At 67.5% G+C, this 20,722-nt stretch carries 18 protein-coding genes and 1 riboswitch; of the genes, 4 read left to right on the top strand and 14 right to left on the bottom strand.

Translation table 11 applies throughout. The annotated features are described in order from the left end of the window. Positions 1–54: 54 nt before the first annotated feature. The 4 genes from F8S13_08445 to F8S13_08430 all read right to left on the bottom strand — a co-directional run bounded on the left by F8S13_08445 (position 55) and on the right by F8S13_08430 (position 3,221). The gene (locus F8S13_08445) at positions 55–726 is read right to left on the bottom strand and encodes a DUF3618 domain-containing protein (GenBank protein KAB8143916.1); all 672 of its coding nucleotides are present in this window, start codon (positions 724–726) and stop codon (positions 55–57) included. Continuing rightward, positions 690–1,094: a phage holin family protein gene (locus F8S13_08440; GenBank protein ID KAB8143915.1), complete on the bottom strand. Its 405-nt coding sequence runs from the start codon at positions 1,092–1,094 to the stop codon at positions 690–692. Before F8S13_08440 ends, F8S13_08445 begins: the two co-directional genes overlap by 37 nt. Positions 1,095–1,097: 3 nt before the next feature. Then, positions 1,098–1,631, bottom strand: coding sequence for a hypothetical protein (locus tag F8S13_08435; protein ID KAB8143914.1), 534 nt, complete (start codon positions 1,629–1,631; stop codon positions 1,098–1,100). A 360-nt stretch (positions 1,632–1,991) separates the two neighbouring features. Continuing rightward, positions 1,992–3,221, bottom strand: coding sequence for an RtcB family protein (locus F8S13_08430; GenBank protein KAB8143913.1), 1,230 nt, complete (start codon positions 3,219–3,221; stop codon positions 1,992–1,994). A gap of 707 nt (positions 3,222–3,928) precedes the next feature. Here F8S13_08430 and F8S13_08425 point away from each other — a divergent pair. After that, on the top strand, positions 3,929–4,912 hold the full coding sequence (locus tag F8S13_08425; GenBank protein KAB8143912.1) for an aldo/keto reductase: 984 nt from the start codon (positions 3,929–3,931) through the stop codon (positions 4,910–4,912). A gap of 607 nt (positions 4,913–5,519) precedes the next feature. Further along, entirely contained in the window at positions 5,520–6,881 is a 1,362-nt protein-coding gene (locus tag F8S13_08420) for a DUF4147 domain-containing protein (GenBank protein ID KAB8143911.1), read from the top strand. Positions 6,882–7,369: 488 nt separating this feature from the next. Here the strand turns inward: F8S13_08420 and htpX are convergent, their stop codons facing one another. The 4 genes from htpX to F8S13_08400 all read right to left on the bottom strand — a co-directional run bounded on the left by htpX (position 7,370) and on the right by F8S13_08400 (position 11,996). Further along, positions 7,370–8,248 (bottom strand): zinc metalloprotease HtpX, encoded by an 879-nt coding sequence (gene htpX / locus F8S13_08415; protein ID KAB8143910.1) that lies wholly within the window; start codon positions 8,246–8,248, stop codon positions 7,370–7,372. 206 nt (positions 8,249–8,454) lie between these two features. Further along, the gene (locus F8S13_08410; protein KAB8143909.1) at positions 8,455–9,447 is read right to left on the bottom strand and encodes a TerC family protein; all 993 of its coding nucleotides are present in this window, start codon (positions 9,445–9,447) and stop codon (positions 8,455–8,457) included. Between the two features lie 255 nt (positions 9,448–9,702). Next, positions 9,703–10,842, bottom strand: a complete 1,140-nt coding sequence (locus F8S13_08405) for a glycosyltransferase family 4 protein (protein ID KAB8143908.1) — start codon at positions 10,840–10,842, stop codon at positions 9,703–9,705. Then, positions 10,842–11,996: a glycosyltransferase family 4 protein gene (locus tag F8S13_08400; GenBank protein ID KAB8143907.1), complete on the bottom strand. Its 1,155-nt coding sequence runs from the start codon at positions 11,994–11,996 to the stop codon at positions 10,842–10,844. Before F8S13_08400 ends, F8S13_08405 begins: the two co-directional genes overlap by 1 nt. 669 nt (positions 11,997–12,665) lie before the next feature. Between F8S13_08400 and F8S13_08395 the strand changes: the two genes are divergently transcribed. Continuing rightward, positions 12,666–13,607: an alpha/beta hydrolase gene (locus tag F8S13_08395; GenBank protein ID KAB8143906.1), complete on the top strand. Its 942-nt coding sequence runs from the start codon at positions 12,666–12,668 to the stop codon at positions 13,605–13,607. A 55-nt stretch (positions 13,608–13,662) separates the two neighbouring features. Here F8S13_08395 and F8S13_08390 read toward each other — a convergent pair whose 3' ends face one another. From F8S13_08390 to F8S13_08365, 6 genes are all read right to left on the bottom strand, one after another. After that, positions 13,663–15,162 (bottom strand): glycine dehydrogenase subunit 2, encoded by a 1,500-nt coding sequence (locus F8S13_08390; protein KAB8143905.1) that lies wholly within the window; start codon positions 15,160–15,162, stop codon positions 13,663–13,665. Between the two features lie 72 nt (positions 15,163–15,234). After that, entirely contained in the window at positions 15,235–16,566 is a 1,332-nt protein-coding gene (locus F8S13_08385; protein KAB8143904.1) for an aminomethyl-transferring glycine dehydrogenase subunit GcvPA, read from the bottom strand. 88 nt (positions 16,567–16,654) lie between these two features. Continuing rightward, positions 16,655–17,047 (bottom strand): glycine cleavage system protein GcvH, encoded by a 393-nt coding sequence (gene gcvH, locus F8S13_08380; GenBank protein KAB8143903.1) that lies wholly within the window; start codon positions 17,045–17,047, stop codon positions 16,655–16,657. A 30-nt stretch (positions 17,048–17,077) separates the two neighbouring features. Beyond that, on the bottom strand, positions 17,078–18,190 hold the full coding sequence (gcvT, locus tag F8S13_08375) for a glycine cleavage system aminomethyltransferase GcvT (protein KAB8143902.1): 1,113 nt from the start codon (positions 18,188–18,190) through the stop codon (positions 17,078–17,080). Between the two features lie 123 nt (positions 18,191–18,313). Further along, positions 18,314–18,409, bottom strand: a riboswitch (glycine riboswitch). Positions 18,410–18,559: 150 nt separating this feature from the next. Next, positions 18,560–18,859, bottom strand: a complete 300-nt coding sequence (locus F8S13_08370) for an antibiotic biosynthesis monooxygenase (protein KAB8143901.1) — start codon at positions 18,857–18,859, stop codon at positions 18,560–18,562. 8 nt (positions 18,860–18,867) lie between these two features. Next, positions 18,868–19,860: a radical SAM protein gene (locus F8S13_08365; protein ID KAB8143900.1), complete on the bottom strand. Its 993-nt coding sequence runs from the start codon at positions 19,858–19,860 to the stop codon at positions 18,868–18,870. Positions 19,861–19,947: 87 nt separating this feature from the next. Here F8S13_08365 and lepB point away from each other — a divergent pair, with 87 nt between their 5' ends. Beyond that, positions 19,948–20,700, top strand: coding sequence for a signal peptidase I (gene lepB, locus F8S13_08360; GenBank protein ID KAB8143899.1), 753 nt, complete (start codon positions 19,948–19,950; stop codon positions 20,698–20,700). Positions 20,701–20,722: the final 22 nt, after the last annotated feature.

The following is a 20,722-nucleotide window of genomic DNA, read 5'->3' as shown; positions in this document are numbered from 1 at the left end:
GCAGCGCAGCGCCCGAGCGTAGGGGTCGCTCGGGCGCTGCGCTGAAAGCTGTGGCTAGCGGGTGTGGCCGACCGCGCGCTCGTCCTCATCTGGCTGATAGGTGCGGTAGTAGCCCTCGTGCTCGGCCTTCTCGGTCGGGGTTGGCGGGCTGCCGTAGAGATTGTTGGATGGGATGGCGTCGTTGTTGATCCGCGCGGCGCTGGTGTCGCTGGCCATCGAGCTGCCGGGCGAGGTGGAGCGCGCGTAGCCTGGGGCGGCGCTGCGCCTCTCGTCGCTCTGGCCCATCAGCTTCTCGATCTGGCCACGCAGCGCGGGCACCGCCTCGATCGCGGCCTCGCGCAGGAAGCCCGTGAGCGTGGTCATCGCGGCCAGCTTCAGCATCTCGATCTCGTCATCGAACATCGCGGCCACGTCGCGGCCCTTGTCCTTGATCGCATCCACCGGCGAGGGTTTCGGCGCGCTGTAGGCGTGCGGTGTCTCGGCTGCGGTGTAGGCTGCCGTCGCGTGCTGCTTCTCCTCGCCCAGGGTGCCGAGCACATACCCGGCGATAGCTGCCGCCCCGAGCGCCACCCATGGGCGCTCGGCGACCTGGTGGCTCACATCGAAGATCTGGCGGGTCTGCTCCACCGCCTCGCTGGCCTTGTTTTGCAGCAGGTCGATCTTCTCATCGAGCGAGGCGCGGGTCTGCTCTATATCCTGTCGGATGTCGTCCGATCTTTTATCCATTCCGCATTCTCCTTCAGCGTCTCTATCGTCTTCTCCGGCACAGGGTGCACTTCCTTGGCCTGCTTCTGGCCAGCCGCGAGCATGATGCCGCCGACCACGGCGGCCACCACGCCCACTAGGGTGAAGCCTGCCCACGTGGGCCAGCTAAACAGCGCGTTCAGGCCAAACGCCAGGGCGATCAGCAGGAAGAGCGTGCCCACGCCGAGCACCGCAGCCGCGATGCCCAGCTTGATGCCCGCCTGCTTGGCGGTGGTCAGCTCCTCGCGGATCTCCTCGCGCGCTAGGGTGATCTCCTGGCGCGCGAGGGCCTGCACATCGCCGACGATGCTGGAGACCAGCGTGCCGACGGACGGTTCGCGCTCGGTCATGGCCTATCTCCTTGAGCTGCGGGCCAGCAGGAAGCCTGCGCCGAAGGCGATCAGGAGCGACTCGGTGGGGTGCTGGCGGATGATGGCCTCAAGGTCGGCCTTCATGCTGGGCAGATCCTTCTCCTGCAGGTAGCTGCCCGCGCGCTCCAGGGTGTCGGCGGTGGCGCTGGCCGCCTGGCCGACGCTGCCGGTGCTGGGGGCCTTCTCGCGCAGCATAGTGGCGGCATCCTGCATCTTCTCGCCCACCGTGGTGGTGGCCGCGTCGGCGCTGGCCGCCGCCTGGCTGGCTGCGCTGGATGCCTTGTCCTTCAGATCGGCGGTGGTGTGGGCGGCCTTATCCTTCAGCTCGCTGGCTTTGTCGGCGGCGATGTGGGCCGCATCGGCGGCCTTGTCGCTGGCGGTGTGCACCAGCTGCTTGGCCTTCTCGGCGGTGCTGTCGATCGCGCTGTCGGCGTGCTCGGCGGCGGTGTCGATCTGGCGCTCGGTGGCGGTGGCGTTGATGGTGGGGTTCAGCGGTCGATTCGGATCGTACGTCATTGGATTCTCCTCTCGTCACTACGTTGCCGTTCTGATCAGAGGAGAAAGCACATAGCGTGCCAGGGGATGGCGCAGAAAACAAAAAAGCCACCGAAGGTGGCTGAGAGAGGGGGATGTGGTAGCGCTCAAGCGATGTGCGTGCTGCTACCGATATCTATTGAACTGAGACCAGTATACGCTCATTCCAAACCTACGTATATACTCCATCCGAGTGAACCGTGCATCCGTCTGAAGTCGTAGTCTTGTTAACAAGTTCTTAGCCATAGGCCTCGTTCAGGGTGATTTTTTCTACTACGCAACATAGCCCTCTACCTTGAGCGGCCCTCACAGATCAAGGTAGAGGAAGCAGCAGAATAAAAATCAATCCTTAAACGGGTCGAAATCGGCCTCGCCCGCCATGGCCACACCCAGCGGGCGCAGGGTGTGCAGGATGCGAATGCTGCCCGCGTGGGCCGCCAGCACCTCGGGCAGGCGGCGGTAGACGTGGGGGCTTTCGTCGGTGCCCGCGCCGCGCAGCTCCACGCCCTCGCGGGCCAGCCACTCCATCATCATCTCGCGGCTGATCAGCCCAGGGCTAACCTGCTCCTGCACCTGTCTGCCGCCGCGCTTGGCCCAGCGGCGCTTGCCCGCCGCCTGGGTGCGGCTCATCACGCGGCCTGCGCCGTGCACCGTGCTGCGCAGCGCCCGCGCCGCCTCCTCGCTCTCCACGCCCTCCACGATCACGCTGATATCGCCCATCGAGCCGCCGATGATGCCGCGCTGCCCTGGCCACGCCGGGGTCGCGCCCTTGCGCACCACCACCAGCTCCTCGCCGCCGTGGCGCTCTTTCCAGGCGTAGTTGTGGTGGTTGTGCACGCTCTCGCTGGCCTCGGCCCCTAGGATGTCCAGCACCTGCTGCACCACGAAGTCGCGCCCGGCGTAGGCGTAGCGCCCGGCCAGCTCCATGGCCTGCCAGTAGCTCTGGCCCAGATCGTCGCGCAGCGAGATCAGCGTGGCGGGCTGATCCATGCTCTCGCCGGGGGCCTTGTCGTCGAACCTGCGGCCCGCCGCCAGGTTCAGGAAGCCGCTGGCGGTGCGGTGGCCCAGGCCACGGCTGCCGAAGTGTGCCGCCACCCAGATCAGCCCCTCCTCATCCTCCAGGATGTCCACAAAGTGGTTGCCGCTGCCCACCGTGCCCAGCTGCTCGCGGGCCATCGGCTTCAGCTTGCCCAGCTCGGGCAGGTCGCGCCAGGCCGGGTCGTCGAACAGCTCGTGGTCGCGCGCCAGGCCGCTGGTCTGGCCTAGGCCGAACACCACGGTGCGCGCCACCTCGTCCATCACCTGCGCGATCTGGGGCCGCACATCCTCGGCGCGGATGTTGGTGCGGGCCGCCTTCAGCCCGCAGCTGATGTCGTAGCCCACGCCGCTGGGGCTGACCGCCTCGCGGTAGGCCACCACGCCGCCGATCGGCATGGAGTAGCCCTTGTGGCCGTCGGCCATCAGCGCGGCGGCGGCGGCCTCCTCGTCGGCGGCGCAGCGCTGGATCTGGGCGATCGTCGCCTCGTCGTGCTCGCCCCACACCGGGATGTCGCCCACCATCGTAAATGCCATCGCATCCCTCCTTACTCTGTTATTTCCCTGCCAGTGTACCACGCCGGATGGCCAAACCACTCGGGCGGAAGAACCAGACCACCAGGGCGTCAAGACCCCCAAGAGAACGCAAAAGAACGAATATCACGAAGACGCGAAGATTCATTACCACCAAGACTCCAAGGCACCAAGGGGACGCAAAATCTTGAGAAATAGAGATCGTGCCAACTCTACCCGCCCGGCCCATGCGGCGAAGGTGCCGCGTGTGTTTTGATGGCCATATGCACGAATACCAGCAGCCAGATGACAGCACGGGAACGCCCAAAATTGGGGCTTCGAAGGGGGCGCAGCCCCATCGCGGGGTCACTAGGGGCTGGCCCCTAGTCGCCGCCCGCGTAGGGCACACACCAACCAACGAAAAGCAACCATCAACATCGAAGCCGCAACCAGTCGGGCCGAACGGACAACACTAAAAGCATTGCGTACGCTCGGGTCGCCGCACCCGAGCACGCCTCATCAACCCGGAAAAGCCCTAGAAGACTCATTGCGATCATTGCCCGCAGCGTGATGCGTGCGATCAAGCGGCGCACCCCCTCCTCCCCTTGCTCCTTCGTGAGGAGCGCCGCCCCGCGTGGTCTATCCGCTCGAACGCGGGTACAATATGTGCGATGGGGAGGCCATACGGCGGCGCTGGTGCCGCCGAACCCCGCACAGCAAGGAGATTCACCATGGAGTATCGCGAGCTTGGGCGCACCGGCTACCGCGTCTCGGCCATCAGCATCGGCACGTGGGCGATGGGCGGCAGCTGGGGCGATGTGGATGACTCGGCCTCGATGGCGGCGCTGCACCGCTCGCTTGACGCGGGCGTGAACTTCTTCGACACGGCGGATGTGTACGGCGATGGCCGCAGCGAGCGGCTGCTGGCCCGGCTGCGGCGCGAGCGCCCCGAGCCGTTCACCGTGGCCACCAAGGCGGGCCGCAGGCTCGACCCGCACACCGCCGAGGGCTACAACAAGCAGAACCTGACCGCCTTCGTGGAGCGCAGCCTGCGCAACCTGGAGACCGACGCGCTCGACCTGCTCCAGCTCCACTGCCCGCCATCCGAGGTCTACGAGAACCCCGAGGTCTTCGCCGCGCTCGACGACATGCAGCGCGAGGGCAAGCTGCGCGCCTACGGCGTGAGCGTGGAGAAAGTGAGCGAGGCCCTGCGCGCCATCGAGTGGCCGAATGTGACCACGGTGCAGATCATCTTCAACATGCTGCGGCTCAAGCCCGCCGAGCAGTTCTTCGCCGCCGCCGCCCAGCGTAACGTCGGCATCCTGGCCCGCGTGCCCCTGGCCAGCGGCCTGCTCACCGGCAAGCTATCCCGCAGCAGCCAGTTCGCCGCCGATGATCACCGCAGCTTCAACCGCCACGGCGAGGCCTTCGACCAGGGTGAGACCTTCTCAGGCGTGGACTACGAGACGGGCCTGCAGGCCGCCGAGGAGCTGCGCGCGCTGGTGCCCGAGGGCGCGACCATGACCCAGCTGGCCCTGCGCTGGATCACCATGTTCCCCGAGGTCTCATGCGCCATCCCCGGCGCGAAGACGCCCGAGCAGGCCGCCCAGAACGCCGCCGCCGCCGACCTGCCGCCGCTCGACGATGTGGCCATGCAGAAGGTGCGCGAGGTCTACGACCGCCTCATCCGCGCCCAGGTCGAGGGCCGCTGGTAGGGCAGAACGTTTTACCACCAAGACTCCAAGGCACTAAGAACACCATTTACCACGAAGACGCGAAGGCACGAAGGGACAAATAGGGGTCAAAAATCAGGGAGCATGGAATAATAGGGCGGGTCTCGTGCCCGCCCGCTCATCTCACCCGGCCCATACGGCGAAGGTGCCGCTTGTCACCACGAAGACGCGAAGGCACGAAGGGCACAAATAGGGCAGGGAATAGTACATCTCTCATTCCACCCGGCCCATGCGGCGAAGGTGCCGCAGAAGGTTTGATGGCCATATGCACGAACACCAGCCGCCAGCATTCGGCATAGGAACACTAAAAATTGGGGCTTCGAAGGGGGCGATGCCCCCTCGCGGGGTCGCTAGGGGCTGGCCCCTAGCCGCCGCCCGCGTAGGGCACCCACCCACCCACCACGAGCAACCATCACCATCGAGGCCGCAGCCATGTCGACCGAGCAACGCTGCAAGCATTGCCTACGGTCGACATACCGGTGGTATAGCTCAAAAAGCACGTTTCCAAGATATTTAACTACACTCCCAACTATCAGCGTATACAATAGCGAACAGAAAAGCACCGCCGGAGAGAAAAGGAACACACGCCATGGACTACAGCCGACTGCTCACCGACACGCTGCGGGCGCACCCCCACGGCGAGACGATAGCCCGCGTGCTGGCCGCAGCGCTGGATGCCGTGGAGCCAGCCGCCGCTGTGCGCGCCGCCCTGCACGTCGATGACGAGGCCATCACCATCGGCGGGGTGCGCTACCAGCGGGCCAGCATCGACCGCGTGCTGGTGGTGGGCGCGGGCAAGGCGGGCGCGCCCATGGCCGCCGCCGCCGCCCAGGCGCTGGGCGGCCTGCTGGCGGGCGGCGCGGTGGTGGTGAAGGACGGCCACACCGGCGATGGTGCCGGGCCTATCACCCTGCTGGATGCCGCCCACCCCGTGCCCGATGAGCGCGGTGTGACCGCCTCGCGCCAGATCGCCGCGCTGCTGGCGGGCGCTGGCGAGCGCGATCTGGTGCTGGCCCTGATCTCCGGCGGCGGCTCGGCCCTGCTCACCGCGCCCGCGCCCGGCGTGTCGCTGGCCGACATCCAGCAGCTCACCGCGCTGCTGCTGGGCTGCGGCGCGAGCATCGGCGAGATCAACACCCTGCGCAAGCACCTGGACAATGTGAAGGGCGGCGGGCTAGCCCGCATGGCCGCCCCGGCCCGCGTGGCCGCACTTATCCTCTCGGATGTGGTCGGCAGCCCGCTCGACGTGATCGCATCCGGCCCCACCGTGGCCGACCCCAGCACCTACGCCGATGCGCTGGGCACCCTGGAGCGCTACGGACTCCTGGGGCAAGCCCCCGCGCCCGTGCTGGAGCACCTGCGGCGCGGGGCCGCTGGCCACGCCGAGGAGACGCCCAAGCCCGGCGATCCCGCCCTGGCCCGGGTGCAGAACCTGATCATCGGCAGCAACCCGCTGGCCGCGCAGGCCGCCCTGGCCCAGGCCCAGCGGGCCGGGCTGCGCACCCTGCTGCTCACCACCTACCTGCAGGGCGAGGCCCGCGAGGCTGGGCGGCTGCTGGCCGCCGTGGCCCGCGAGATCGCCGCCAGCGGCAGCCCGCTGCCTCGGCCCGCCTGCGTGGTGCTGGGCGGCGAGACCACCGTCACCCTGCGCGGCGACGGCCTGGGCGGGCGCAACCAGGAGCTGGCCCTAGCCGCCGTGGCCGATATGGCAGGCCTGCCCGGCGTGGCGCTCGTCACCCTGGCCACCGACGGCGGCGACGGCCCGACCGACGCGGCGGGCGCGGTCGTCACTGGCGAGACCCTGGCCCGCGCCCAGGCCCTCGGCCTCGACCCCGCCGACCACCTGGCCCGCAACGACGCCTACCGCTTCTTCGCGCCCCTGGGCGACCTGCTGCGCCCCGGCCCCACCAACACCAACGTCAACGATCTGGCCTTCCTGTTCGCATTCTAATGAACCACGGAGGCGCGAAGGTGTTAAACCACCAAGACTCCAAGACACCAAGGTTCTGGATGATTTTGGGGCCTTATGCTCGTTGTGTGCGGTGTGTTTGGGAAAAAGATGCGGATCGCGCGGCTGGGGTCTTCGTTGTGGAAAGGCCCAAGGGAAGCGCGAAGGCCCCAGGGCAAGCGGAAAACGGCCAACGCGCCTTCGGCACGGCGCATTAGGATGCACAAAGACGCAATGCTTGTGCTGCGGGCGGGCATACAACCCGCCCCTACGGTGTTGGAACATGGGAAAAACAGCGCTACCATGTTTTGTTTCCCTAAGGCCATCTCCCACGACCAACAATCAGACCAAAACGCCGCATAATCACTTTTCCCCAAACAAAAAAGACAGGAGGGCATTGTGCCCTCCTGTCTCTCTTCCCCTTCGCGCCTTCGTGGTAAACGGCCCCCTTGGTGCCTTGGAGCCTTGGTGGTAAACGGTTCTCCCGTTTCCTACGCCGCCACGGCCCCGCTGGTCGCCATTGCCCGCAGGCGGGCCACGCGCTCGGCGGTGTGCGGGTGGGTGCGGAACAGGCTGCCGATGCCACCGCGCAGCGGGTTCACGATGAACAGGTGCGAGGTCGCAGGCGAGGCCTGCATCGGCACGATGTTCGCGGCCTGCTCCAGCTTCTCCAGCGCCCGCGCCAGCGGCAGCGGGTCGCCCAGGATCTGCGCGCCACCGGCGTCGGCGCTGTACTCGCGGGCGCGCGAGATCGCCATCTGGATGATCATCGCCGCGATCGGCGCGAGGAAGATCATCAGCAGGCCGCCCACCATCCCGGCCACGCCGCCGCCGTCGTCCTCATCCGAGCCGCCCAGCCCGCCGAACAGCAGCGCCCACTGCGCCATCTCGGCCAGCATGGTGATCGCCCCGGCCACCGTGGCCGCCACGCTGGAGATCAGCGTGTCGCGGTGCTTGATGTGGGCCAGCTCGTGGGCCACCACGCCCGCCAGCTCGTCGTAGCTGAGGATGCGGGCGATGCCCGTGGTGACGGCCACCGCGCCCTTGTTGGGGCTGCGGCCCGTGGCGAACGCGTTGGGTGTGGGGCTGTCGATCAGGTAGACGCGCGGCTTGGGGATGCCCGCCCGCGCCGACAGCTCGGACACCATGCGATGGAGGTCGGGGGCCTCGGCCTCGCTCACCTCCTGCGCGCCGCTCATACGCAGCGCCAGGGTGTCGGAGAACCACCAGGTGCCCATGTTCATGGCCACGGCGATCACGAACGCGATCACCATGCCCGTCTGCCCGCCCACGGCCCCACCGATCACCACAAACAGCGCGGTCAGCGCCGCCAGCAGGGCTGTGGTCTTCACTGTGTTCCAGATATGCATAGCTTCCCTCCAGCCAGTGTTGATCGCACGAAGCTGAATGCCTAGACCTTTGTATCGATAGAGTTTCTCGCCCGCGCTGGCGGATATGGCCAGCGGCGACAAGGAAATTCTTATTCAGGGTGCGCTCGCGGCCATGTGGTGGAAAACCAGCAGGCGGCGAGCGCATATTTCTCTTGGAGCCTTCGCGCCTTCGTGGTAAATGGTCCCTACGCCGCCAGCTTGCCAGCGGCCTCGCGAGACTCCTCGCGGCGGGCGCGCACCAGCGACGCCACCACCGAGCCGCCGAGCACTAGGCCGATCACGCCCAGCGAGAGCGCCGTGGGCATCTTGTACGACACGCCGGTGAGCAGCTCGCTCACGTCGGGCAGCAGCATCTTGACGCCCACGAACACTAGCACCACCGAGAGGCCCAGCTTGAGGTAGTGGAACTTATCCATCACCCCGGCCAGCAGGAAGTACAGCGAGCGCAGGCCCAGGATGGCGAACACGTTTGAGGTATAGACCAGGAAGGGGTCGCTTGTCACCGCGAAGATCGCCGGGATCGAGTCCACCGCAAACACCAGGTCGGTCGTCTCCACCACGATCAGCACCAGCAGCAGCGGCGTGGCCAGCAGTTTGCCCGCGCGGCGGATGAAGAAGCGGTCGCCCTCGTAGTTTTCGGTCACGGGGATCATGCGGCGCACCAGCTTGATCAGCGGGTTGTTCTCGGGGTGGATCTCGGCATCTTGGTGCATAGCCATGCGGATGCCGGTGAAGATCAGGAACGCGCCGAAGATCCAGATGATCCAGTGGAACTCGTGGATGAGCGCCGCGCCCACGCCGATCATCGCGCCGCGCATCACCAGCGCGCCCAGGATGCCCCAGAACAGCACGCGGTGCTGGTAGTGCGCGGGCACTGCGAAGAAGCCGAAGATCAGCGCGAACACGAAGATGTTGTCCACGCTCAGCGACTTCTCGATCAGGTAGCCGGTGAGGAATGACAGCGCCGCATCGCTATTCGAGAGGGTGCTGCCGGGCACGAGCTGACCCCAGAAGAAGTAGATGCCGACGTTGAACAGCATGGCCAGCGAGATCCAGACCACGCTCCATGTGGCAGCCTCGCGGACAGATACGGCGTGCGAATGTCGGTGGAACACGCCCAGGTCGAGCGCGAGCATGGCGAGGACGAAGAGGTTAAAGCCGACCCACAGCCAGATCATTGAGAATCCTCCCTGGATTGGCCGTGGGTATAAAAAAAGCGAGTACCCCACGGCATCGAGTGTCGTGGAGGTCTCGCGAGATGTGCTACGCACATTCAGCCTGCCGAGCGTTTGGCGACGTTTCATCGCGCTGCGCTGTACTGACGACAGACCGACCCGCACATGTGCGGGTTGCTACTCCCCTTCCGCCATTTATGATAGCAAGAACTTTCGTAACTGTCAATCGCCGCGCAGATGAGAGTCTGGTGAGGGGCGCTAGCCCTCGCCCAGCACGCGGCGGTAGACCTCGTGGCGCTGCGCGGCCACCTGCCCCCAGGTGTAGTGCTCCAGCGCGTAGGCGCGGGCTTTCTCTGCCATGGTCTGGGCGAACTGCGGCTGGCCCAGCACCAGCCAGGCCGCGTCGGCCAGGGCGCTGGAGCTGCGCTCGGGGAAGATCACGCCGTTGCCCGCCAGAACCTCGGGGATGGAGCCGCTGTTGCTGCCCAGCACCGGCACGCCGCACAGCATGGCCTCGGCCACCACCCGGCCAAACTGCTCTTTCCAGCGCGGCGTGGTGCGCGAGGGCACGGTCAGCGCATCCATGGCCGCAAAGTAGCGCGGCATGTCCAGCCGGTTCACCGGGCCAGTGAACACCAGCCGGTCGGCCACGCCCAGCTTGCGGGCCTGGGTCTCGATCGGCACGCGGTCGCCGCCGCCGATGATCAGGGCGCGCACGCCGGGCTGCTCGGCCAGCGACCCCACCAGCTCCTCGATGCCCTTCTCGGGGGTGAGGCGGCCCAGGTAGCCCAGCACCTGCGCCTCGGGCGCGATGCCTAGCGCGGCGCGCACCTCGCTGCGCACGCCGGGCAGCGGGCGGAACAGCGCCTCATCCACCCCGGGCGGATTGATCGCCACCTCGCCCGCGTAGCCTTTGCGTCGCAGCACATCGCCGATCTCGCGCACCGAGACGCAGGCGGCGGCGGCCTCGCGGAAGGCCCAGCGCTCGATTGTGCTGAAGGGCGGCGGGTAGCGCTTGAGGATGTTCTGGAACGAGTAGAAGACCAGCCGCGACCGGGGGGCCAGCGCCCGGCGCAGCAGCAGGATCTGGCCCATCACCGCGCTGAACGGCTCCTCGCTGGCGTCGATCAGGTCGGGCTGGAACTGGCGGATGGCATTGGCCAGCCCGCTGCGGAACACAAATTCGTTGGGCAGGGGCGCACGCGGGAACCACGCGCGGCCCAGGCGCACGCGGTAGTAGGGGTCGGTCAGCTTCTCCTGCCGCACGTTGCGGCTCTCCTCGGGCCACCACTCGGGCGTGAACACCTCTAGCTCGACCCCTGGGATGCGGGCCAGCTCCTCGGGCAGGCGGTGGTTCGAGCGCGTCACGAGCGAGTGGGAGATCATCAGCACTTTCATCAGTTGGTTCCTCGCAGGGTCTCGATCTGGCTCACGATCTCGCGGGCGGCGCGCTGGTAGCTGAACTGGGCTGCGCGGGCGAAGCCACGCTCGCGCAGCTGCTGGCGCAGGCCCGGCTCGGCCAGCAGCCGCCCGATCGCATCGGCCCATCCTTCCACATCATCCGGCCCCACCAGCAGCGCGGCGTCGCCAGCCACCTCGGGCAGGCTGCTGGCGCTGGAGCACACCACCGGCGCGCCGCAGGCCATGGCCTCCAGCGGCCCCAGGCCGAAGCCCTCGTAGCGCGAGGGGAAGGCGAAGGCGGTGGCGGCGCTGTAGAGCAGCGGGCCATCCTCGCGGGGCACATCCAGCCGCCGCACGCTCTGGCCCAGGCCCAGCTCGGCGATCAGCCCGTCGATGTCGGGGAACAGCAGCCTATCGCCCGAGAGCGCGCGCCCGGCCACGGCCAGCGCCGCGCCGCCCAGCCCGCCGCGCCGGGCCAGCGCGGCCCAGGCCCGCAGCAGCGTGGGCACGTTCTTGCGGGCGTCCAGCCCGCCCACGTAGTACACGAACGGCCCCTCCAGCCCGTAGCGACGCGCCACCTCGGCACGCGCCTCGGCCACATCCAGCGGGCGGTACTGCGGCCCGGCGGCCAGCAGCACAGTGCTCACCCGCGTCGGCGCGATGCCCAGGTGGGCGATGATGTCGCCCCGCGTGTGCTCGGAGTCGGCGAAGATCCGCGCGGCGCGGCGCGTGGCGGCCACCACCAGCCGGGCGTACAGCCGAAACAGCCGCTTGCCGCGATACTCGGGCAGCAGCTGCCAGATAATGTCGTGCACGGTGGTGGCCACCGGCGCGGGGGCCAGCAGCGGCGCGGCGGCGTAGGGCACAAACAGGGCGTCGGCGCGCAGCCGGGCGGCGGTGCGGGGGAAGGCGACCTGCTCGAACCACAGCTTAGCGAGCTGGCGAGCCACGCCATCCAGCGGGGTCGGGGCTTCGACCAGCGCCACCGCGCCGCCCTGGGGCAGCGGCCCCGAGGCGCGGTAGCGCGGCACCACCACGGTGTAGCGGTGCTGCGGGGCCATCTGGGGCAGGGTTTGGAGCAGGCCGTGCAGATATTGGCCGCTGCCGGTGTTTGGCTCGGGCCAGAACATGCCGTTGAGTACGATGTGCATAGGTTCGTGTGTCTGGCGCTTGCGGCGCTTCGGGATGCGCTGGCGATTATACCACGGCAGATCGCTTCGGCACAGGAACGATGGGCTGATTCAGCGGTGGAAGCGAATACCACGAAGACGCGAAGGGGAGAGGAGAACCGTTTACCACCAAGACGCCAAGACCCCAAGGGGCAGAAGCCCTGTGGGGAATGCCCCTCACATGGTGTCACGTTGTACGACGTTTCAAGGCTTTTTTGGCCCCTATGCCCGATCGCTTGCCGATGCACCGCATTGTCGTCATCGTACCCGACCCGATGATCGCAATGATTCACCACGGGTGTAGGGGCGGACACCAGGTCCGCCCCATTGCGATGCGCCGCGTTCATCGCCACGCGACCCGATGCTCACGGTGCGCTCCGATGCGCGCCGTGAGCCTGCGTCGCAGGGACGTTCGATGCGGGCGATGCAATGCGGCGTGGGCGGACACCAGGTCCGCCCACTACGGCCATGATTCCATTGTGCGCATGCCGACCTGCTCCCCGTGACAACCAGCGGTCATGTCCCGGCACGCAGGTTGGTGCCATGTGCTGCTTCCAGCGGCCCTACGCAAAAAAGCGATACCTGTTGAGGGGAATGACATCTTGCCCCAGCGCTGAAAACGATGGCGGATCGCACTGATCGGGCGGAAGGATGGCGGAGCTGCGCCAGCCCTGGCCTATAATAGCCCACGAAAACGCGAGGCTGGCCTCATATACAGGCCGCCGAGAGCAAGAGAAGGCCCGAATGCCAAGCACCACCTACGCCGGCCACACCATCACATGGGCCGAGCACAGCCAGGGCGCGCAGACGATCATCCTCATCCACGGCTACTCCGACTCGCAGCTGGGCTGGGGCGCGATGCTCGACCAGCTCGACCAGCTCGGGCGCTGCGTCACGCTCGACCTGCCCGGCCACGGCAGGGCCACCGCGCCGCAGGGCTACCGCACGCTCGCCCAGGCCGACATGCTGGCCATGATGGGCCAGGCCGTGGCCCAGATCGCCGACGGCACACCGATCACGCTGGTGGGGCACTCTACCGGCGGGCTGGTGGCGCTGGGCGTGGCCGCCACCCAGCGGCAGCTACCGATCGCCCGCCTGGTGCTAATCGACAGTGTGGTGTGGGGGCCGCTCACCGGGCTGCTGGGCGCGGCCCAGTGGCTGCTGGGGCACGGCGGCTACTGGTTGTTCTGGCTGATGTGGCGCTTCACCCAGCTGCACCCGGCCACGCTGATGGCGGGCGTGGCCAGCTATACCCCGCGCTGGTGGGCGCTGTGGCGCAACCCCACCGCGTGGCGGCTCTGCCGCGAGAGCTACCCATGGTACCGCCACCAGCCGCTGCGCAACCTGGCCGCGCTGCTGCGCTTCCTGGAGACATGCGATGTCCGCCCGCTTGTCCCCGCGCTCGACATCCCCATGCTGGTGATCACCGGCGGGGCCGACCCGGTGGTGCCGCCGGCGCAGGCCCGCTGGCTGGCCGAGCACGCTCCGAACGCGCGGCTGGCCGTCTTCCCTGGCGCGGGCCACCTGCCGCACGTCGAGGATCTGGCCGGATGCGTCGCACTGATCACGCCCTGGCTGGCGGAAGCGGCCTAGCAAAAAGGGCGCACGCGAGCAGATCGCGTGCGCCCCTCCCAATTCACCAAAAAGCCTACTTGGCGCTGGCCTTGGCCTCGCCCTCGGCGCGCAGCTTGGCGATCTTCTCGGCGTTGTACGAGAGGATGGGCTGGCGTGCGGCGCGCACCTCATCCAGCCGCCGCACCGGCGTGGTGACGGGGGCCTGGTGCAGGATCTCGATGTCGCGGCGGGCCTCGTCGGCGATCGCCAGCATGGCCTCGATGAAGCTGTCCAGCGTCTGCTTGCTCTCGGTCTCGGTCGGCTCGATCATCAGCGCCTCGGGCACGATCAGCGGGAAGTAGACCGTCGGCGGGTGGTAGCCGAAGTCGATCAGGCGCTTGGCGATGTCCAGCGTGCGGGCCTCGGGAGCGCCCTCGATCTGGCCCTTGAGCACGGCCTCGTGCATGCAGATGCGGTCGTAGGCGGCGGGGTAGGTGCCCTGGAGCTTGACGCGCACATAGTTGGCGTTCAGCACAGCCACCTCGCTCACCTCGCGCAGGCCCTGCGCGCCCAGCGTGCGGATATAGACCCAGGCCCGCACCAGCATGCCGAAGTTACCCCAGAACGTCTTCACACGCCCGATGCTCTTGGCGGGCGTCTCCCAGGCATAGCCCTGGCCATCGGCGCGCTTGGCCGCGCGCGGGCCGGGCAGGAACGGCGCGAGCGCCGCCGAGCAGCCCACCGCGCCCGCACCGGGGCCGCCGCCGCCGTGGGGCGTGGTGAAGGTCTTGTGCAGGTTGTAGTGCATGAAGTCGAAGCCGACCTCGCCGGGCTTCACGATGCCCAGGATGGCGTTGAAGTTCGCGCCGTCGCCGTACATCAGGCCGCCCGCCGCGTGCACCAGCTGCGAGATCTCGCGGATGTTCTCCTCGAACAGGCCGACGGTGTTGGGGTTGGTCAGCATCATGCCCGCCGTGCGGGGCGAGAGCTTGGCCTTTAGGTCGGCGATATCGACATTGCCGCGCTCGTCGCTCTTCACCTCCACCACCTTGTAGCCCACCATCGCGGCGGTGGCCGGGTTGGTGCCGTGGGCGGCGTTGGGCACCAAGATCTCGGTGCGGGCGGTGTCGCCGCGATCCTGGTGGTAGGCGCGAAACACCAGGATGCCGGTCAGCTCGCCCTGCGCACCAGCGGCGGGCTGGAGCGACACGGCGTCGAAGCCGCTCAGCTCGGCCAGATCGCGCTGCAGCTCGTACATCAGGCGCAGCGCCCCCTGCGAGAGCTGCTCGCCCTGCAGCGGGTGGGCGGCGGCGAAGCCGGGAAGGCGCGCGGCCTCCTCGTGCAGCTTGGGGTTGTACTTCATGGTGCACGAGCCAAGCGGGTAGAACGTGGTGTCGATGCAGAAGTTGCGCTGGCTGATCCGCGTGTAGTGGCGGATGACCTCTGGCTCGGTCAGCTCGGGCATGCCCGCCAGGTCATCCTGGCGCAGCAGCTCGGCGGGCAGCGCGGCCACGGGCACATCGGCCTCGGGCAAGTTCACGCCGATCTTGCCCGGCGACGAAAGCTCAAAAATAGGTGGCTGGTAGGTGTCCATCCCTGGTTTTCCCTCAGATAGTGCTCAGTAGGAGCGGTGTGCCGCTCGGCAGTTTTGCCACAGAAAGCCCGACTAGCCGCGCAGCGCATCCAGAAGCGCGTCGATATCCTCGCGGCTGTTCATCTCGGTCACGCACAGCAGCATGGCGTCGCCCAGGTGCGGGTAGTCCTGCGCCAGGTCGTAGCCGCCCACAATGCCGCGCTCCAGCAGGCGCGCGTTGATCTGGGCCACCGGCTGCGGGCACTGCACCACGAACTCCTTGAAGAACGGGCCATCGCCGCGCACGCTGAAGCCGGGGATCGTGGCGATCTGGGCGGCGGCGTAGTGGGCGCGGTGGTAGCACAGCTCGGCCACCTTGCGCAGGCCCTGGCGGCCCATCAGCGCCATATACACCGTGGATGCCAGCGCCATCAGGGCTTGGTTGGTGCAGATGTTGGATGTGGCTGTCTCGCGGCGGATGTCCTGCTCGCGGGCGCGCAGCGTGAGCACGTAGGCCAGCTTGCCATCCACATCCAGCGTCGCGCCGGTCAGGCGGCCCGGCAGCTTGCGCATGTACTTCTCGGAGCTGGTGAAGATGCCCAGGTATGGCCCGCCGAAGCCCAGGCCGCCGCCCAGGGGCTGTCCCTCGGCGGTGGCGATGTCGGCGCGGGCCTCGCCGGGGGTCTGGAACAGCGCCAGGGCGATCGGGTCGAAGTGGTGGATGAGCAGCGCGCCTGCGGCGTGGGCCTGCTCGACCAGCGGGCGCAGGTCGTGGAGCGCGCCGAAGAAGTCGGGGCTCTGCACGATCAGCGCGGCGGTGGAGCTGTCGAGCTGGGCGGCCAGCTGGGCTGGGGTAGCCTCGGGGTTCTCGTCGCCCACGATCTCGATCTCGGTGCCCTGCAGCAGCGTGCGGATGATCGCGCGGTACTGCGGGTTCACGCTGGGCGGCACCACCACCTTGCGGCGACCGCGCAGCGAGGCCACGGCCATGATCGCGGCCTCGGCCAGGGCCGTGCCGCCGTCGTAGTGCGAGGCGTTGGCCACATCCATGCCGGTCAGGCGGCAGATCATGCTCTGGTACTCGAAGATCGCCTGGAGCGTGCCCTGGCTAACCTCGGGCTGGTAGGGCGTGTAGGCGGTGTAGAACTCGGCGCGGCGCAGGATCTGGTCGACCGCGCTGGGCACAAAGTGGTTGTACGCGCCCGCGCCTAGGAAGATGCTCTGCTTGGCCGCGTCGGCATTCGCGCCCGAGAGCGCGGCCAGCTCGCGGCGGATGGCCATCTCGGACATGGGCTGGGGCAGCTGGACCTCGGGGAATCGTACCTCGGCGGGGACATCCGCAAACAGGTCGTCAATCTGCTCGACGCCGATGGCCTTGAGCATTGCGGCGCGATCTGCGTCGGTGAGGGAAATATAGTGGGACACCAACCAACTCCATTCTGATGTGCTGCTATTGGCCCCCCGGGCCGGGCGGTGAAGCGACCCGGCCCTGGGTTCATTCACGGGCGTGCGCCTAGTGGTCGAGCGAGTCGAGGTACTTCTGGTAGGCATCGGCGCTCATCAGCGCGCCGACGCTGCCCGCGCTCAGGCGGATCTTCACCAGCCAGCCATCGCTGTAGGGGTCGCTGTTGATCAGCTCTGGCTCATCGACCACCTCGCTATTCACGGCGATGATCTCGCCATCCACGGGAAGGAACAGGTCGGATGCGGCCTTGACCGACTCGATCGCGCCAAAGGTATCCTCGGCGGCCAGCGTGGTGCCGACCTCTTTCAGATCGACAAAGACCACATCGCCAAGCGTGTTCTGGGCGTAGTCGGTGATGCCGACCAGCGCCTCATCGCCCTCGATGCGGATCCACTCGTGCGACTTGGTGTACTGAAGGTCTGCCGGGATCTTGAAGGACATGGGTTCCTCCTTTAAGAGAGTGGTGGTGTGCTACTTCTTGTACTGAGGCCGGTAGAATGGTGTCTTCACCACCCTGGCTCGGATGGGCTTCTCGCGCACGACCACATCGAACTCGCTGCCCTCGGCGCTCAGCGCGGCGGGCACGAGCCCAAGGCCCAGGTTTTTGCCCAGGGTCGGGGCGGGCATGCCGGTGGTGACGAGGCCCGCAGGCGCGCCATCCACGCTGCGGATCTCGTACTCGCCACGGGCGATGCCGCGCCCGACCATCTCGAAGCCCACAAGCTTGCGGGCCACGCCTTGCGCCTTGATCTGGCGCAGCGCCTCGGCCCCGACGAAGTCGCCCTTGGCGAGCTTCACCACCCAGCCGAGCTTGGCCTCGTACGGGTTTATTGTATCCGCAATCTCGTGGCCGTACAGCGCCAGGCAGGCCTCGAAACGCAGGCTGTCGCGCGCGCCTAGGCCGCAGGGCTTCAGCCCGTGCTCGGCCCCGATCAGCAGCAGCTGATCCCAGAGTGACTCGGCGTAGCCATTGCCCACGAACAGCTCGAAGCCGTCCTCGCCGGTGTAGCCGGTTCGGGCGATCAGCGCGGGGATGTTCTCGAACAGCGCGCCGCGCGTGACGGCGTGGAACGGCAGGGCCACCACATCCACATCGGCGGCCTCGGTGAGGATGGCCTCGGCCAGGGGGCCTTGCAGCGCCAGCATGGCCATGCGGGCCGAGGCGTCGTCGATCGTCACCTCGAAGCCCTCGGCGTTCTGGCGCATCCAGGCCACATCCTTGGCGATGTTGGATGCGTTTACCACCACTAGGTACTCATCCACTAGGTTGTAGATGAAGATGTCATCCACGATCCCGCCGCTGGGGTAGCAGAGCAGCGAGTAGTTGGCCTGGCCGGGGCCGATGGTGGCCACATCCTGCGTGCAGATATGCTGCAGGAAGGCCAGCGCATCCCTGCCGCCCACATACACCTCGCCCATGTGGCTGATGTCGAACAGCCCGGCGGCCTTGCGCACCGCGTGGTGCTCATCCACGATGCCCGAGTACTGCACGGGCATCTCCCAACCGCCGAAGGGCACCATGCGCGCCCCAAGCGCCACGTGCCGCCCGTAGAGCGGCGTCCGCGCCAGCGTCTCCGCGCCCATTGCCAGGTCTCCTTTCGCGCTGCCAGGCCGGGCTGGCCAGCGCATGATCGCCTGCGTATGGCCAGCGCCCGCGCCAGCCGCGCCATTTCAGGGCATAAAAAAAGGGACAGGAGCAGGCATTGCGCCTGCTGCTCTGTCCACGTACCTGAGAGATGCCCCTCTCGCGAGGGTTACTCCATCGGTGCCACGCCTGGGGCGTAGCTCTCCAGAGAGCCGTCGGAGCGCAGTTCGTGGGCCTGAGCGTTTCGGGGTGGGGTTGGCCGCCCGCCCTTGCGCCTTCGGCGACCCGCCCCGCTGGGGCAGGTGCTCTCCCGCGTTCGTCATCCGGCAGTTGTCGCGTGTTGTGGGGCTAGTATACCATAGGCCGCGCTACTCAATGACCTCGTGGATCTCCAGCTTGTTGGGCGCGGTGAAGGCCTCGCGCGGCAGCGAGCCGGAGCGCGCGTGGCCCTGGCGGAAGGCATCCGAGCTGGTCCAGGCCTCGAAGTCGGCCCGCGACTGCCAGTAGGTCAGCACCACGTAGGGGTCGCCCTCGGCCAGCGGGCGCAGCACCTGGTTCTGGATGAAGCCCGGCATGGTGTCGACCATGCCCGCCCGGGTGCGGAAGCGCTCCTCGAAGGCTTCGGCGTGGTCGGGGTGGACAAAGATACGGTTGGCGACCGTGATCATGGCAGCTCCTAGCGCTTGAAGATCGAGGTGCGGATCTCGGCGGCCTGGCCGCAGCGGGTGCAGCCGCCGCCCTCGCCCAGCCCGGTGATGCGCGAGGGGCCGCTGGTGCGGTCGATCAGCGTGTTGCCGCACGAGGGGCAGAGCGTGTTCTGCTGGGGGTCGGCCCCGTAGATATACTTCAGGCCGGTGTCGTGGCCGATCCGCTTGGTGCGCGCCGCCGACTGGGCCGCCGCCGCGCCCGCGTCGCCCGGCAGCACGTGCCAGGCGGTGTGCGCGCCCAGGGTGTCGCGGATCCAGGCGGCCATCGCGCCCACCTGCTCGGGGGCGTCGTTCACGCCGGGGTGGATGCGGGTTGTCACCTCCACATGGCAGCCCCAGCGCCGCTTGGCGTGGGCCACCACATCTAGGATGCCGCGCCAGCTGCCCACGCCGGCCAGCCGCGTGTAGGCCGCGTCGTCGAAGGCCCGCAGGTCCAGGCTCACCGCATCCAGGTAGTGGCCGATCCGATCCATGGCCTCCAGCGTCTCGTAGCCATTGGTGACGATCGCGGTGAAGCGGCTGGATGCGCGGCTGATCTGCAGCACCTCCATCACGAACTCGTGCGAGATCACGGGGTCGTTGAAGGCCCACACCACGCCGCGGCACAGCCGATCGAGCGCAAACTGGGCGGCCTTCTCGGGCGGCAGGCGGCGCTGCTTGGCCGGGTCGTCGGGGATGCTGGCGTAGGGCGCACGCTGCTGATCGTTGGGGAAGGCGTAGCCCCAGCCGCCCAGGGCGAACACCTGCGCCCCCGGCAGCATGTGCCACAGGCGGTAGTCTTCGACCGGTCCGACCACGGCGGCGCTGATCATGCCGTCGTTTTCCACCTCGATGCCGTCGGCCACCCCGACGCGCAGCAGGCAGCGTCCGCGCTCGCCCTCGGCGAGGGCGCAGCGCCACTGGCAAGTACTACACTGCCACCGCCCATCCGGCATGGGGGTGGCCAGCTCTGAACGACGCATAGACGCTCCTGTTGGTTAAATGCAATTCGATAGAGTATAATGACGCGGTGATGAACCACCTTCATCGTTAACTGCGAGAAGAACAGAATGGATGAAACGCCTCTCCGCCAGCGTCTCGGCCTCAATAGCGCCGACAGCCTTGATGATGCGGCCCCAACGTGGAACCAAGATCCGCCCCCAGCCCAGCGGCCCGAGCCTGCCGCCCGCCCGCGCGTGCGCGGCGTGGTGCGCGAGCTGCTCGAGACCGCGATCTTCGTTCTGCTGGTCTTCTTTATTGTCCGTGGCGTGGTCCAGAACTTCAAGATCGAGGGCCAGAGCATGGAGCCGACGCTCCACACCGGGCAGTTCATCTTGGTGAACAAGATCATCTACTTCCATTTTGATATCAACGCGCCGCTGCGGCTGCTGCCGGGCAACGCCAACCTTCCCCAGAAGGTCGTCTACCCCATCCACATGCCACAGCGCGGCGATATTGTGGTGTTCGAGTACCCGCTCGACTATCGCAAAGATTATATCAAGCGGGTGATCGGCCTGCCAGGCGATAGAATCCAGGTGAAGGGGGGGCAGGTCTACGTGAACGGCACGATGATCAGCGAGCCGTACCTCACCGATATCACCGACTGCCGCCCCAGCGACGTGTGCGCCAACGACAAAGAGATCACCGTGCCTGCCGACGCCATCTGGGTGATGGGCGACAACCGCATGAACTCAAGCGACTCGCGCGAGTGGGCCGAGCTGCCGCTCGACCATGTGATCGGGCAGGCATGGGTGTCGTACTGGCCGACAAGCCAGTGGGGCTGGATCTCGCACGCCACCTACCCCGAGCTTTCGCAGCACTAGGGCATTATAGCGGTGTTCTTTT

Source organism: Chloroflexia bacterium SDU3-3, from assembly GCA_009268125.1.
Classification (GTDB): domain Bacteria; phylum Chloroflexota; class Chloroflexia; order Chloroflexales; family Roseiflexaceae; genus SDU3-3.
This window is presented reverse-complemented; position numbering and strand designations above follow the sequence as displayed.